Origin of the sequence: Pseudomonas sp. Irchel 3E13, assembly GCF_900187455.1 — a bacterium.
Lineage (GTDB): Bacteria > Pseudomonadota > Gammaproteobacteria > Pseudomonadales > Pseudomonadaceae > Aquipseudomonas.
The window spans coordinates 336,739-350,883 of record NZ_FYDX01000003.1 but is presented as its reverse complement, the minus strand read 5'-3'; the positions used below and the strand labels follow the sequence as shown (position 1 = coordinate 350,883).

The 14,145-nt window shown below is 64.2% G+C and carries 14 protein-coding genes; 9 read left to right on the top strand and 5 right to left on the bottom strand.

The window, feature by feature from the left end; all coding sequences use genetic code 11:
- Window positions 1-214 precede the first annotated feature (214 nt).
- A complete protein-coding gene (gene nadB / locus CKW37_RS06400) occupies window positions 215-1,831 on the top strand; it encodes an L-aspartate oxidase (protein ID WP_095154836.1) in 1,617 nt (538 codons plus the stop codon).
- On the opposite strand, the gene CKW37_RS06395 is transcribed toward nadB, so the two are convergent.
- A complete protein-coding gene (locus CKW37_RS06395; protein WP_095154835.1) occupies window positions 1,800-2,252 on the bottom strand; it encodes a protein YgfX in 453 nt (150 codons plus the stop codon). The two genes, nadB and CKW37_RS06395, sit on opposite strands and share 32 nt — an antisense overlap.
- Window positions 2,236-2,490, bottom strand: a complete 255-nt coding sequence (locus tag CKW37_RS06390) for a succinate dehydrogenase assembly factor 2 (protein ID WP_095154834.1) — start codon at window positions 2,488-2,490, stop codon at window positions 2,236-2,238. The genes CKW37_RS06395 and CKW37_RS06390 overlap by 17 nt, the downstream gene beginning before the upstream one ends.
- 135 nt (window positions 2,491-2,625) lie before the next feature.
- Between CKW37_RS06390 and CKW37_RS06385 the strand changes: the two genes are divergently transcribed.
- Window positions 2,626-3,555, top strand: a complete 930-nt coding sequence (locus tag CKW37_RS06385) for a folate-binding protein YgfZ (RefSeq protein ID WP_095154833.1) — start codon at window positions 2,626-2,628, stop codon at window positions 3,553-3,555.
- Between the two features lie 61 nt (window positions 3,556-3,616).
- Window positions 3,617-4,426, top strand: coding sequence for an HDOD domain-containing protein (locus CKW37_RS06380; RefSeq protein WP_095154832.1), 810 nt, complete (start codon window positions 3,617-3,619; stop codon window positions 4,424-4,426).
- A gap of 18 nt (window positions 4,427-4,444) precedes the next feature.
- Here CKW37_RS06380 and CKW37_RS06375 read toward each other — a convergent pair whose 3' ends face one another.
- Both CKW37_RS06375 and CKW37_RS06370 read right to left on the bottom strand, forming a co-directional pair.
- Complete coding sequence (locus CKW37_RS06375; protein WP_095154831.1) at window positions 4,445-5,827, bottom strand: sensor histidine kinase; 1,383 nt, start codon at window positions 5,825-5,827, stop codon at window positions 4,445-4,447.
- A complete protein-coding gene (locus CKW37_RS06370) occupies window positions 5,820-6,491 on the bottom strand; it encodes a response regulator (RefSeq protein ID WP_095154830.1) in 672 nt (223 codons plus the stop codon). Before CKW37_RS06370 ends, CKW37_RS06375 begins: the two co-directional genes overlap by 8 nt.
- A 202-nt stretch (window positions 6,492-6,693) precedes the next feature.
- On the opposite strand from CKW37_RS06370, the gene CKW37_RS06365 reads away from it, so the two are divergent.
- The 5 genes from CKW37_RS06365 to CKW37_RS06345 all read left to right on the top strand — a co-directional run bounded on the left by CKW37_RS06365 (window position 6,694) and on the right by CKW37_RS06345 (window position 12,166).
- Window positions 6,694-7,983, top strand: a complete 1,290-nt coding sequence (locus CKW37_RS06365; protein ID WP_095154829.1) for an OprD family porin — start codon at window positions 6,694-6,696, stop codon at window positions 7,981-7,983.
- A 35-nt stretch (window positions 7,984-8,018) separates the two neighbouring features.
- A complete protein-coding gene (locus CKW37_RS06360) occupies window positions 8,019-8,999 on the top strand; it encodes a tripartite tricarboxylate transporter substrate binding protein (RefSeq protein ID WP_095154828.1) in 981 nt (326 codons plus the stop codon).
- Between the two features lie 156 nt (window positions 9,000-9,155).
- Complete coding sequence (locus CKW37_RS06355) at window positions 9,156-9,614, top strand: tripartite tricarboxylate transporter TctB family protein (RefSeq protein WP_095154827.1); 459 nt, start codon at window positions 9,156-9,158, stop codon at window positions 9,612-9,614.
- Window position 9,615: 1 nt separating this feature from the next.
- On the top strand, window positions 9,616-11,130 hold the full coding sequence (locus tag CKW37_RS06350; RefSeq protein ID WP_095154826.1) for a tripartite tricarboxylate transporter permease: 1,515 nt from the start codon (window positions 9,616-9,618) through the stop codon (window positions 11,128-11,130).
- The gene (locus CKW37_RS06345) at window positions 11,123-12,166 is read left to right on the top strand and encodes an AbrB family transcriptional regulator (RefSeq protein WP_095154825.1); all 1,044 of its coding nucleotides are present in this window, start codon (window positions 11,123-11,125) and stop codon (window positions 12,164-12,166) included. Before CKW37_RS06350 ends, CKW37_RS06345 begins: the two co-directional genes overlap by 8 nt.
- 33 nt (window positions 12,167-12,199) lie before the next feature.
- Here CKW37_RS06345 and ung read toward each other — a convergent pair whose 3' ends face one another.
- Complete coding sequence (gene ung / locus CKW37_RS06340) at window positions 12,200-12,892, bottom strand: uracil-DNA glycosylase (RefSeq protein ID WP_095154824.1); 693 nt, start codon at window positions 12,890-12,892, stop codon at window positions 12,200-12,202.
- Between the two features lie 129 nt (window positions 12,893-13,021).
- On the opposite strand from ung, the gene CKW37_RS06335 reads away from it, so the two are divergent.
- A complete protein-coding gene (locus CKW37_RS06335; RefSeq protein ID WP_095154823.1) occupies window positions 13,022-14,128 on the top strand; it encodes an enoyl-CoA hydratase/isomerase family protein in 1,107 nt (368 codons plus the stop codon).
- The last annotated feature ends 17 nt before the right edge of the window (window positions 14,129-14,145 follow it).

Here is a 14,145-nt window from a genome sequence, read left to right as displayed (position 1 = left end):
ACCCTCTATGGATAGGTACGTTTCCAGTAAAGTTCCACGCGTGGCTGCCAGAAGCGCGTCAGTGACATGGAAATCAGGGCATTGAGGCTGCTATAAAGGCACCCCACCCAGATTCACGATAGTTTCACAATGCCATAAACGCTTGACCATTGTGCCGATACCACCGTCCTTATACCAGTGTCCTTCGTGGTCGCCCCGCGCGGAAAATCCAGACATGAGCCAACAATTACAACATGACGTCCTCGTGATCGGCAGCGGTGCCGCGGGCCTGAGCCTGGCACTGAACCTGCCCTCCCATCTGCGCATCGCGGTACTGAGCAAGGGCGATCTCGCCAACGGCTCGACCTTTTGGGCGCAGGGCGGCGTCGCCGCGGTGCTGGACGATACCGACACCGTGCAATCCCACGTCGAAGACACCCTCAATGCCGGCGGCGGCCTGTGCCACGAAGACGCGGTGCGCTTCACCGTCGAGCACAGCCGCGAGTCGATCCAGTGGCTGATCGACCAGGGCGTGCCCTTCACCCGCGACGAACATGCCAGCGTCGACGACGGTGGTTTCGAGTTCCACCTGACCCGCGAAGGCGGTCACAGCCACCGGCGCATCATCCATGCCGCCGATGCCACGGGGGCGGCAATCTTCAAAACCTTGCTGGACCAGGCCCGGCAGCGGCCGAATATCGAACTGCTGGAGCAGCGCGTAGCGGTGGACCTGATCACCGAACGCCGCCTCGGCCTGGACGGCGAACGCTGCCTCGGCGCCTACGTGCTCAATCGCGCGACCGGCGAGGTCGACACCTTCGGCGCTCGCTTCACGGTGCTGGCCACCGGCGGCGCAGCCAAGGTCTACCTCTATACCAGCAACCCGGACGGCGCCTGTGGCGACGGCATCGCCATGGCCTGGCGCGCCGGTTGCCGGGTGGCCAACCTGGAATTCAACCAGTTCCACCCGACCTGCCTGTATCACCCGCAGGCCAAAAGTTTCCTGATCACCGAGGCCCTGCGTGGCGAAGGCGGATTGCTCAAGCTGCCCAACGGCGAACGCTTCATGCCCCGCTTCGACCCGCGCGCCGAACTGGCGCCACGGGATATCGTCGCCCGCGCCATCGACCATGAAATGAAGCGACTGGGCGTGGACTGCGTCTATCTGGACATCAGCCACAAGCCCGCCGATTTCGTCAAAAGCCACTTCCCGACCGTCTACGAACGCTGCCTGACCTTCGGCATCGACATTACCCGCCAGGCGATCCCGGTGGTCCCGGCCGCCCACTACACCTGTGGCGGCGTGATGATCGACCAGGACGGTCGCACCGATGTGCCGGGCCTCTACGCCATCGGCGAAACCAGTTTCACCGGCCTGCACGGCGCCAACCGCATGGCCAGCAACTCGCTGCTGGAGTGTTTCGTCTATGGTCGTTCGGCGGCTGCCGACATCGTCGCGCAACTGGAACAGGTCGGCATGCCCAACGCCCTGCCCTGCTGGGACGCCAGCCAGGTGACCGACTCGGACGAGGACGTGATCATCGCGCACAACTGGGACGAGTTGCGGCGGTTCATGTGGGACTACGTCGGCATCGTGCGCACCAACAAGCGCCTGCAACGGGCCGAGCACCGCGTGCGCCTGCTGCTGGATGAAATCGACGAGTTCTACAGCAACTACAAAGTCAGCCGCGACCTGATCGAGCTGCGCAACCTGGCCCAGGTTGCCGAGCTGATGATCAAGTCAGCCATGCAGCGCAAGGAGTCCCGCGGCCTGCATTACACCCTGGACTATCCGAACCTGCTGCCGGATGCCAGGGACACTATTCTGCAGCCGCCCACCTTTTCCGACTGAACTTCAGCCGCAAGCGCAGGCGCCGGTGCTGCACCGGCTCCAGCGCGTCATGGCCGATGCACTGGCTGCGGGCGAAGAATTGCCCGGGCCTGCGGAAACGCAGGATCACCAACCCCGGCAGCGCCATGCTGTCGCGGCGCAATTGCACCGCGTGCCAGCCACGAACGGCACTCCATAGCTGCCAGCCATGGGCATCGAGGCGCAGTCGGGTGATGGCGTCGGGGTGGGAAAGGAGGATCTGGCGGGGAATGACCCAGAAGGCATGCCCCAGGCAAAGGGCCAGGCCCGCGAGGGCAAGCAGTGGCGGGATCGCCAGGAGCGCAAGCGCCGTGATGGCCAGCGCGAGACAGGCGAGATAAGCCGCCAGCAGTAGCTTCGAGCCCTGCCAGCGGCACTCGAAACTGTTACTTGGGCTGGACACGGTCCAGGATGATGCGAACCATGCGTTGCAGTTCCGGGTCTTCGGACTCGGAGCGTTCCATGAACCAGCCGAACATGTCCTGGTCTTCACAGCTCAGCAGACGAACATACAGCTCGCGATCCGTCTCGCTCAGGGTCGAGTAAACCTCCTGGGTGAAAGGTACCAGCAGTACGTCCAGTTCCAGCATGCCGCGGCGGCTGTGCCAGAACAGTCGATTGAGTTCAGTTTGTTCGACCATGGGGCCCTCCTCGAATAGGCGGCCAGTATACAGACCGGACCCCACAAGGGCACACGGCATTGGTCTAGGTCCGCTACCTATTTTGCCAATGGCACTCTATGATGGCCCCCAGTCTTATTTCACCTGCGATGAACCATGGCCGACTCCGCTTTTTTCTGCACCCTCTCCCATGAAGGCGTCCTCGCTGTACGCGGTTCGGACGCTGGCAAGTTCCTTCAAGGTCAACTGACCTGCCATATCGGTTATCTCAGCGAAAACACCTCCAGCCTCGGCTCGCGCTGCATGCAGAAAGGCCGGATGCAATCGAGCTTCCGCATCCTTCCCGAAGGCGATGGCTTCCTTCTGGCCATGACCCGCGAGCTGCTGGAGCCGCAACTGGCCGACCTGAAGAAGTACGCCGTGTTCTCCAAGGCCAAGCTCACCGACGAAAGCGCTGCCTGGGTCCGTTTCGGCCTGAGCCACGGTGAAGCTGCCCTCGCCTCCCTGGGCCTGGAAGTGCCGGATCAGGCTGGCGCCACCGTGCGCCATGACGGTCTGATCGCGATCAATGTTTCTCCTGACCGTGTCGAACTGTGGGTGCCTGCCGCCCAGGCCGACTCGGTGCGTGCGAAATTGAGCGACCATCTGTCGGAAGGCGAGCTGGACGACTGGCTGCTCGGACAAATCCGCGCCGGTATCGGACAGGTCATGGAACAGACCCGCGAGTTGTTCATTCCACAGATGATCAATCTGCAGGCGGTGGGTGGCGTCAGCTTCAAGAAAGGCTGCTACACCGGCCAGGAAATCGTCGCCCGCATGCAATACCTCGGCAAGCTCAAGCGCCGCCTGTACCGGCTGGCCCTGAGCGAGGGCGAGATGCCGGCCCCCGGCAGCGAAATTTTCTCGCCGACCCACGGTTCATCCGTCGGTGAAGTGGTGATTGCCGCCCGCGGCGAACTGCTCGCGGTGCTGACGGCCGACGCCGTCGAAGACGACAACTTGCACCTGGGCAGTCTCGAAGGTCCACGCCTGAGCCTGCTGCCGTTACCTTACGAACTGGACCGCGACCGCGAGATCCAGCGCTGAACCCGCCACGCCCCACCGCGCATACCGACGGGGCCATCCCTGAACGCGGGAGAGAATCACGATGAACACGCTGGCCGAGATGGTCCAAACGCAGTTACTGGCCGCCATCGACAATGACGATCTGGTCTTGCCGACCCTGCCCGAGGTTGCCTTGAGCATCCGCGAAGCGGCGGAAGACAGCGAGATCAGTGTCAGCACCCTGAGCAAGGTGATCGGCAGCGACGCCGCCCTCGCCGCTCGCCTGATCAAAGTGGTCAACAGCCCGCTGCTGCGCGCTATTACTGAAGTCACCGACCTGCAGACCGCGATCACCCGACTGGGGGTCAACTACAGCTGCAACCTCGCGATTGGCCTGGTGATCGAGCAGATCTTCCATGCCCGCTCGGAAGTGATCGAGCAAAAAATGCGGGAAATCTGGGCGAAAAGCCTTGAGGTTGCGGGGATAAGCTATGAACTGTGCCAACGCTTCACCGAGCTGAAGCCCGATCAGGCCGCCCTCGCGGGGCTGGTCCATCAGATCGGCGTGCTGCCGATCCTGACCTATGCCGAGGAGCACAACGAACTGCTGTCGGACCCGGTTTGCCTGAACCATGTGATCGAGCAGATCCAACCGGTGCTGGGCGACAAGATCCTCAGCGTCTGGGAGTTCCCCGAGCAACTGGCCGGGTTACCGGGAGAGGTGCAGAACCTGGACCGGGAATCCGCCAAGGTGGACTACATCGACATCGTCCAGATCGCCCGGGTGCTGTGCGATAGCAACGAGTGGGAACGGCCGCTGGCGGCGTTGCCGGCGTTCAGGCATCTGCGGTTGTCGGCGAGCAGTCCGGTGCTGTCGGAAGAGCTGATGGATGCGAAGCGGATGTTCCGCTGACATTGAGGCCTGAAACCATCACCCCGCCGGATTGAAACTGACCCGAACCTTCAACCCGCCCTTCTCGCCATCATGCAAGCTGATGGCGGCAAGGTGCGCGCGGCAGATCTCACCGACAATCGCCAGACCCAACCCGGTGCCCTGGGCACTGCCCCGGTAAAAGCGTTCGAAGACTTTCTCGCGCTCCTGCTCCGGTATACCCGGCCCGTCATCCTCGACTTCCAGCTCGCCCGGTGCCGTGACCCGCAAGATCACGTTGCCGCCCTTGGGCGTGTGCGCCAAAGCGTTGTCTACCAGATTACTGAGCAACTCGTTGAGCAGCGTCGGCTCGCCACGCACCCACACCGGCGCCTCGGCCTCCAGCGCCAGGGCGATCCCGCGGGCATGGGCCAGCGGCGCCATGGCCATGCCCAGTTCCCGCGCCAACTGACTGAGATCGAGCAATTGCGCGCCGCCCTCGGCAATCGCCCGGGCGCCGTTTTCCACCCGGGCCATGGACAGCAACTGATTGGCCAGGTGGGTCAGCTTGTCAGTGCTCTGCGCCGTGGCCTGCAGGGTTTCATGCCAGACCTGCGGCTCTTTCGAGCGCAGCCCCAACTCGACTCGAGCCTTGAGCGCCGCCAACGGCGTGCGCAACTCGTGAGCGGCATCGGCGATGAATTGCGCCTGACGCTCGAACTGCTCGCGCAAGCGTTCGGTGAAGTGGTTCAAGGCGCGCACCAGCGGCCCCAGTTCGTGCTGCACCTCGACCGAAGGCAAGGGCCGCAGGTCGTCCGGCTGGCGCTCTTCCACGGCGCCGCGCAACCGTTCCAGCGGTCGCAACGCGGCACTGACGGCAAACCACACCAGCAGCAATGCCCCCAGCGCCAGCATGCCGAGGCGCAGCAACGTATCGGCCATCAGGCTGCGGGCCATGCGGACCCGCGCTTCCTCGGTCTCGGCCACGCGAATCTCGGCCATGCCGTTCATGTTCGGTTCGCTGACCGCCTTGAGCAGGCTGACCACGCGCACATCCTGGCCCAGGTAGCGCGCATCGTAGAACCGCGCCAGCGCCGGGTAATCGTCGGTGCGTGGGGTGCCGGGCGGCGGCGCCGGCAGGTTTTCGTAGCCGGAAATCAGCTTCTGGTGGATGTCGTTGACCTGGTAGTAGATGCGTCCGGCGCTGTCGTAGGCAAAGGTGTCGAGCGCCACGTAGGGCACGTCGGCGCTGAGGGTGCCATCGCGCTGCGACAACCCGGCGGCGATGGTCCGCGCCGAGGCCAGCAGGGTCCGGTCGTAGGCGGTGTCGGCAGCTTCGCGACCGTTCCAGTAGGCACTCAGGCCACTGGCGATCATCAACACCACCAGCAGCAGCGCCAGGTTCCACAGCAGGCGGCCGCGCAGGCTGCCGGCGCTACGCATCACGGTGCTCAAGGAGGTAGCCGAGGCCACGGAAGGTAACGATGGCGACAGCGTGGCCATCGAGTTTCTTGCGCAGCCGATGGACGTAGATTTCGATGGCGTCGGCGCTGGCTTCCTCGTCCAGGCCGAAGACCTGGGAGGCCAGTTGCTCCTTGCTCATCACCCGGCCAGGACGGGCGATCAACGCCTCCAGCACTGCCTGTTCGCGGGAGGTCAGGGTCAGCAGTTCATCGCTGAGGGTGAAGCGCCGGGTATCGAGGTCGTAGACCAGCGGACCGCAGCGCTGCTGGCGCTCGCCGCCGAGCACGCTGCGCCGTAGCAGGGCCTTGACCCGCGCTTCCAGTTCGGTCAGTTCGAACGGCTTGGCCAGGTAATCGTCGGCGCCAAGGTTGAGGCCGTGGACCCGGTCCTTGACGTCACTGCGCGCGGTGAGCATCAGCACCGGGACGGTCTTGCCACGGGCACGCAGGCGCGCCAGCACTTCGAAGCCGTCCATCCGCGGCAGGCCCACATCGAGCACCACCACGGCGTATTCCTCGCTGGCCAGGGCCAGGTCGGCGGCCACGCCATCGTGCAGCACGTCCACGGTCAGGCCGGTGCTTTTCAGCGCCTGGGCCACGCTTTCGGCCAGTTGCAGATGGTCTTCGACGAGCAGCACTCGCATCGATTTCTCCCGGTCGCATCGCGTTCAGTGGCGCGGAGTTTACAGAGGAAGCATGGCCTGTGAAGCCACCGCGCGGATGAAAGTCGATTGAAAGGTTAGCGAAAGGTTGAGCCCCTAGCATCCGTTCACGGCCCTTTCCGGGAGCCGTAGAACGAACCGCAGTGTTCGAACCGATAAGAACAATAAACGGGGTTACTCCACGATGCTGTCATCACAGCCGCAGGCGTTCGCGCCTACTCGTCGTCCTTCCGCTCGTCCGACTTCCCTCGCCAGCGCCATTGCCCTTTGCAGCGTCGCCCCGCTGAGCCAGGCCGCCTTCATCGAAGACAGCAGCGCCACCTTCGAAACCCGCAACATGTACTTCAACCGCGACTTTCGCGACGGCACCAGCGCGCAGCAATCCAAGCGCGACGAATGGGCCCAGGGTTTCATGCTCAACCTCCAGTCCGGCTACACCGAAGGCACCGTCGGTTTTGGCGTCGATGCGCTGGGCATGCTCGGCATCAAGCTCGACTCCAGCCCCGACCGCACCGGCACCGGCCTGTTGCCGACCCATGATGACGGCCGCGCCGCCGACGAATACTCCAAGCTCGGCCTGACCGGCAAGGTGAAGATCTCCGCCACCGAGCTGAAGATCGGCACGCTGATCCCGGAACTGCCAACCCTCAAGCCCAACGACGGGCGGATCCTGCCGCAGACCTTCGAAGGCGGATTGCTGACCTCCAAAGAATTGAAGAACCTGACCTTCACCGGCGGGCGCCTGGAGAAGGCCAAGGATCGCGATGACACCAACAAGGAAGACATCGCACTGAACAACAAGAACGGTCGCTTCCTGGGCACCGTCGCCGGCAATCATTTCGACCTCGCCGGCCTGGACTACAAATTCACTGACCGCATCACCGGCAGCTATCACTTCGCCCAGCTCGACGACGTGTATCGCCAGCATTTCGCCGGCCTGGTCGCCACCCAGCCGTTCGGCCCGGGCACCTTCGGCGCCGACCTGCGCCTGGCGATCAGCGACGACCAGGGCCAGGCCCGCGGCGGCAAGATCGACAACACCTCGCTCAACGGCATGCTCAGCTACGGCCTCAACGGCCACAAGTTCAGCGCCGCGTACCAGAGCATGTCCGGCGACAGCGCCTTCCCCTACGTGGATGGCTCCGACCCGTACCTCGTCAACTTCGTCCAGATCAACGACTTCGCCGGGGCCGACGAGCGCTCCTGGCAAGTGCGTTACGACTACGACTTCGCCAAAATCGGCATTCCAGGGCTGAGCTTCATGACCCGTTACGTCAACGGGGACAACGTCAGCCTGGCGAACGGCAGCGAAGGCAAAGAATGGGAACGCAACACCGAGCTCAAGTACGTGGTGCAGAGCGGGACGCTGAAAAACGTCGCCGTACGCCTGCGCAACGCCACCTACCGCTCCAACTTCGCCCGCGACGCGGACGAGGTGCGGCTGCTGGTGAGCTACAGCGTGGCCCTGTGGTAATCCGCCTATAACAATTAAAGCTACGGAGACTGACGATGACCTTTTCACTACGCCGAATCGCCTTCGCCACCGGTTGCCTGTTGCTGGCCGGCCAGGTGCTGGCTGCCGAACCGAAACGCCCTGAATGCATCGCCCCGGCCTCGCCGGGCGGTGGCTTCGACCTGACCTGCAAGTTGGTGCAAAGCGCACTGGTCAACGAGAAAATTCTCAGCAAGCCAATGCGTGTGACCTACATGCCCGGCGGTGTCGGCGCGGTGGCCTACAACGCCGTGGTCGCCCAGCGTCCGGGCGACGCCGGGACGCTGGTGGCCTGGTCCAGCGGTTCGTTGCTGAACCTGGCCCAGGGCAAGTTCGGCCGGTTCGACGAGAACGCCGTGCGCTGGCTGGCGGCGGTGGGCACCAGCTACGGTGCCATCGCAGTTAAAAACGATTCGCCCTACAAGACCCTCGACGATCTGGTCGCGGCCTTGAAGAAAGATCCGAGCAAAGTGGTCATTGGTTCCGGTGGCACCGTAGGCAGCCAGGACTGGATGCAGACCGCGCTGATCGCCAAGGCCGCCGGCATCAACCCGCGTGACCTGCGCTACGTGGCCCTGGAAGGCGGTGGCGAAATTGCTACCGCGTTGCTCGGCGGCCATATTCAGGTCGGCAGTACCGACATTTCCGACTCCATGCCGCATATCCAGAGCGGCGACATGCGCCTGCTCGCAGTGTTCTCCGACAAGCGCCTGGACGAGCCGGAGATGAAGGACATTCCTACCGCGAAGGAACAGGGCTACGACATCGTCTGGCCAGTGGTGCGCGGGTTCTACCTCGGGCCGAAGGTGAGCGACGAAGACTACGCCTGGTGGAAAGCGTCCTTCGACACACTGCTGGCCTCCGAAGAGTTCGCCAAACTGCGTGACCAGCGCGAGCTGTTCCCGTTCGCCATGACCGGTGAAGAGCTGGACACCTACGTCAAGAAACAGGTCGCCGACTACAAGGCGCTGGCTCGGGAATTCGGGCTGATTCAGTAGTTCCCCGGGGCTGCTGCGCAGTCCTTCGCGACCGTGCGGCAACCCGCCAGGCTCGCTCCCGCCGGGGCGAGCCAATCCTGAATACCGAACCCTGTGGGAGCGAGCTTGCTCGCGAAGGCCGCAACGCGGCCCCCTGCCCTCACCGAGGATTTCTTGATGATCCTGCAACGTGTCTTCGCCCTGATCCTGCTGGCGGTGTGTGCCGCCCTGGCCGTCATGGCCTGGCCCTACCAGGCCGCATTTTCCTACGAACCGGTCGGCCCCCGCGCCTACCCGCTGTTGATGCTTGGCCTGATGGGCCTGGCCCTGCTCTACCTGGCCTTTCGCCCCACCCCGATTGTCCGCAGTGAGGACGAACCGGAACTGGACCGCGAAACCCTGAACAAAATCGGCCTCTGCGTCGGCCTGCTGGTGGTTTTTGCCGCCACCTTCGAATCCCTCGGTTTCATCATCAGCAGCATCCTCATCGGCGTGCCGATGGCCCGCCTGTACGGTGGTCGCTGGCTGCACAGCGTGATCATCGTCGGCCTCATGAGCATCGCCCTGTATGTGCTGTTCGACCGGGTGATGGACGTTCCACTGCCGCTTGGCCTGCTCGACGTTCTGGAGAATTGACATGGATACCTTAAGTTATCTGGGCCAGGGCTTCGGCGTGGCCCTCAGCCCGTACAACCTCGTCACCGCACTCTGCGGCACCCTGATCGGCACCGTGGTCGGCCTGCTGCCGGGCCTCGGCCCGATCAACGGCGTTGCACTGCTGATCCCCATCGCGTTCGCCCTCGGCCTGCCGCCGGAGTCGGCGCTGATCCTGCTGGCGGCGGTGTACCTGGGCTGCGAATACGGCGGCCGGATCAGTTCGATCCTGCTCAACATCCCGGGCGAGGCCTCCACCGTGATGACCACCCTCGACGGTTACCCGATGGCCCGCCAGGGCCTGGCCGGTGTGGCGCTGTCGCTGTCGGCGTGGAGTTCGTTCATCGGTGCCTTCATCGCCACCTGCGGCATGGTGCTGTTCGCCCCGCTGCTGGCGAAATGGGCGATCGCCTTCGGACCGGCGGAGTACTTCGTGCTGATGGTGTTCGCCATCGTCTGTCTCGGCGGGATGGCCGGCGACCGACCGCTGAAAACCTTTATCGCCGCGTTGATCGGCCTGTTCCTGTCCAGCGTCGGCATCGACGCCAACAGCGGCGTGTACCGCTTCACCGGTGACAGCGTGCACCTGGCCGACGGCATCCAGTTCGTCGTGCTGGTGCTGGGCCTGTTCTCCATCAGCGAAATCCTCCTGCTGCTGGAAAAGACCCACCACGGCCACGAAGCGGTGAAAGCCACCGGACGCATGCTGTTCAACTTCAAGGAAGCGGCCTCGGTGTTCGTGGTGAATATCCGCTGCGGCCTGCTCGGCTTCATCATGGGCGTGCTCCCCGGCGCCGGCGCGACCCTCGCCAGCGCGGTGGCTTACATGACCGAGAAGCGCATCGCCGGTGCCAGCGGCAAGTTCGGCAAAGGTGACGCCCGTGGTCTCGCGGCCCCTGAAACCGCCATCGGCGCCTCCTGCTGCGGCGCCCTGGTGCCGATGCTGACCCTCGGCGTTCCAGGTTCCGGCACCACCGCCGTGATGATCGGCGCACTGACCCTGTACAACATCACCCCCGGGCCGATGCTGTTCGAACAACAACCGGACATCGTCTGGGGCCTGATCGCCTCGCTGTTCATCGCCAACATCATGCTGGTGATCCTGAACATCCCGATGATCCGCATCTTCACCCGCATCCTCGCCGTACCGAACTGGGCGCTGGTGCCGGTGATCGCGATCATCACCGCGATCGGCGTCTACGCCGTGCACGCCACCACCTTCGACCTGTTCCTGATGGTCGGCATCGGCATCATGGGTTACATCCTGCGCAAGCTGGACTTCCCGCTGTCGCCGATCCTGCTTGGCTTCATCCTCGGCGGCCTGATGGAACAGAACCTGCGCCGCGCGCTGTCGATCTCCAATGGCGCTCTGGACATCCTCTGGTCGAGCCCGATCAGTGTCGCGGTGTGGACCCTGACCGTGCTGATGATGACCCTGCCGCTGATCCGCATCTGGCGTCGCCGGGTCCTGCAGCGTCGCGCCCTGGCCGATGTCTGAGTCGTCTTTCAGACAATGGTGGGCAACCCCGCTGGTCGGCCTGGCCGGCGGGTTCGCGGCCAGCGCCATCGGCTGGCCGTTGCCGTTCATGGTCGGTTCGTTGCTGGCGATCATCCTGGTGCGCTGCCTTACGCCGTGGCAATTGGCGGAGATCCCGGGCGGGCGCAAGTGCGGGCAATGGGTGGTCGGGATCGGCATCGGTCTGCACTTCACGCCGCATGTCGCTGAACAGGTTGCCAGCCATTTCGGCCTGATCTTCTTCGGCGCGCTGATCACCAGTTTTTCCAGTGTGGTCGGCGTCTGGCTGCTGCGGCGCACCGGTGAGGACCGCGCCACCGCGTTCTTCTCCAGCATGCCGGGCGGCTCGGGCGAGATGGTAAACCTTGGCGCGCGCAATGGCGCCAACCTCAGCCGCGTGGCGGCCGGGCAAAGTCTGCGGGTTTTGGCGGTGGTACTGTGCGTGCCAGCGGCGTTCAAGTACCTGCTGGGAGACGGTGTGCCGATCGCCCATGCCGGTGCGGTCAATTGGGCCTGGCTGGCGCTGCTGTTCCCGCTCGGCGCGCTGGTGGCGTGGACCTGGCAACGCCTGAAGCAGCCCAATCCGTGGCTGTTCGGGCCACTGCTGGTGGCGGGTGTCGCCAGTATTGGCTGGAACCTGCACCTGGGTCTGCCGGACGGCGCCAGCCAGATCGGCCAGTGGCTGATCGGCAGCGGTCTGGGCTGTCACTTCAACCGCGCGTTCTTCCGGCGCGCGCCTTCGTTCCTCGCCCGCACCCTGGCGGCCACCGTATTGACCATGCTGATTGCCGCCATCGCAGCCCTGGTGCTCAGTGCTGCAACCAACCTCGACCTGCGTTCGCTGACCCTGGGCATGATGCCCGGCGGTATCGCCGAGATGAGCCTGACCGCGGAAACCCTGCAACTGTCGGTACCGCTGGTGACGGCACTGCAGATGATGCGGTTGTTGTTCGTGTTGTTTTTGGCGGAACCCTTGTTCCGGCATTGGGCGGCCAGCGAGCCACCGCCAGAACCCTAGGCCCGCACCTGCAAGGCGCGGGCCCTGAGTTGATTACAGCGGCGGAACCTGCCAGTCGATCGGCGTCAGTCCACGCTCTTCGAGGAACTTGTTGGTACGGCTGAAATGCCCGCAGCCGAGGAATCCGCGATAGGCGGACAGCGGCGACGGGTGCACGGATTTCTGTACCAGGTGCTTGCTGCCATCGATCAGCTTGCTCTTGCTTTGCGCGTGAGCGCCCCAGAGCAGGAACACCACATTGGACTGCCGCTCGCTGACCACCTGGATGATCCGGTCGGTGAAGAACTGCCAGCCCTTGTTGGCGTGGGACGCGGCGTTGGCGCGCTCCACGGTCATGGTGGTGTTGAGCAGCAGCACACCCTGGTCGGCCCAGGATTGCAGGTAGCCGTGGCGGGGGATCTCGATGTTCAGGTCGCGATGCAGCTCTTTATAGATATTGACCAGCGATGGCGGCGTGGCCACGCCCGGCTGCACCGAGAAGCACAGGCCGTGGGCCTGGCCCGGGCCGTGGTACGGGTCCTGGCCGAGGATCACCACTTTCACCTGGTCCAGCGGCGTGGAGTTGAGGGCGTTGAAAATCAGCGGGCCAGGCGGATAGACCTCTTTGCCGGCGGCCTTTTCCTGACGCAGGAATTCGCGCAGTTCGTGCATGTAGGGCTGTTCGAATTCGGCGCGCAAGGCCTCCTTCCAACTGGGTTCGAGCTTGATACGGTCGTCGTCGGTCATGGGGGTATCCGTTGAACAATGGGGCGGACACTAGGAAAGCTGTCCGCGCTTGTCAATCGATCCGACCGGCGACCTGCACGATCAGCCTCAGCGACCATACTTGTCGGGTCTACTTGAGTGAGGTCGCCCATGGCTGTGCAGTTCGAAGTACTCACCGGTGTCGACGGCGCGCGTCTCGGCATTGCCACCCTCGATGCGCCGTCGAGCCTCAACGCCCTGTCGCTGCCGATGATCGAGCAGTTGAGCCTGCACCTGCGTGCCTGGGCCCAGGATCCGGCGATCGTCTGCGTGCTGCTGCGCGGCAACGGCGCCAAGGCGTTCTGCGCCGGCGGCGACGTGCGCAGCCTGGTGGAGGCGTGTCGCGCCCACCCCGGCGAAGTGCCGCCGCTGGCCGCGCACTTTTTCGCCGCCGAATACCGTCTCGACCATTCGCTGCATCACTATCCCAAACCGCTGCTGTGCTGGGGCCACGGCCATGTGCTCGGTGGTGGCATGGGGCTGCTGCAGGGCGCCGGGGTACGCATCGTCACCCCGTCCAGCCGCCTGGCCATGCCGGAGATCAGTATCGGGCTTTATCCGGACGTCGGCGCCAGTTGGTTTCTCGCCCGCCTGCCCGGCCGTCTCGGCCTGTTTCTTGGCCTGACCGGTGCGCCGATCAATGGCCGCGACGCTATTGACCTGGGCCTGGCCGACCGCTTCATGAAAGACGAACAACAAGAGCAACTGATCGACGGTCTGCTGCAACTGAACTGGCAGGAACAGACCGCGATGCAACTCAACAGCCTGCTCAAGGCGCTGGAGCAGGAGGCGCACGAAGCGCTGCCCGCGGCGCAATGGCTGCCGCGCCGGGAGAAGATCGACAAGGTTCTGGATGTCAGTGATCCGGCCTGCGCCTGGAAGGGCATCGCTCAACTGGCGCAGCAGGACGACGTGGTGTTGGCCAATGCCGCGCGGACGTTGCTCAAGGGCTGCCCGTTGACCGCGCATCTGGTCTGGGAGCAGATCCGCCGGGCGCGTTATCTGTCACTGGCGCAGGTGTTCCAGATGGAATACGCCATGAGCCTGAATTGCTGCCGGCACCCGGAATTCAGCGAGGGCGTGCGGGCGCGTTTGCTGGACAAGGACAACACGCCCCACTGGCACTGGCCGGACATTGCCCAGGTGCCGGAGGCGGTGGTCGAAGCGCATTTCAACAAGGCCTGGGAAGGACGACACCCCCTGGCGGATCTGGCGTGAGGCCAGGCGTCAGGGGG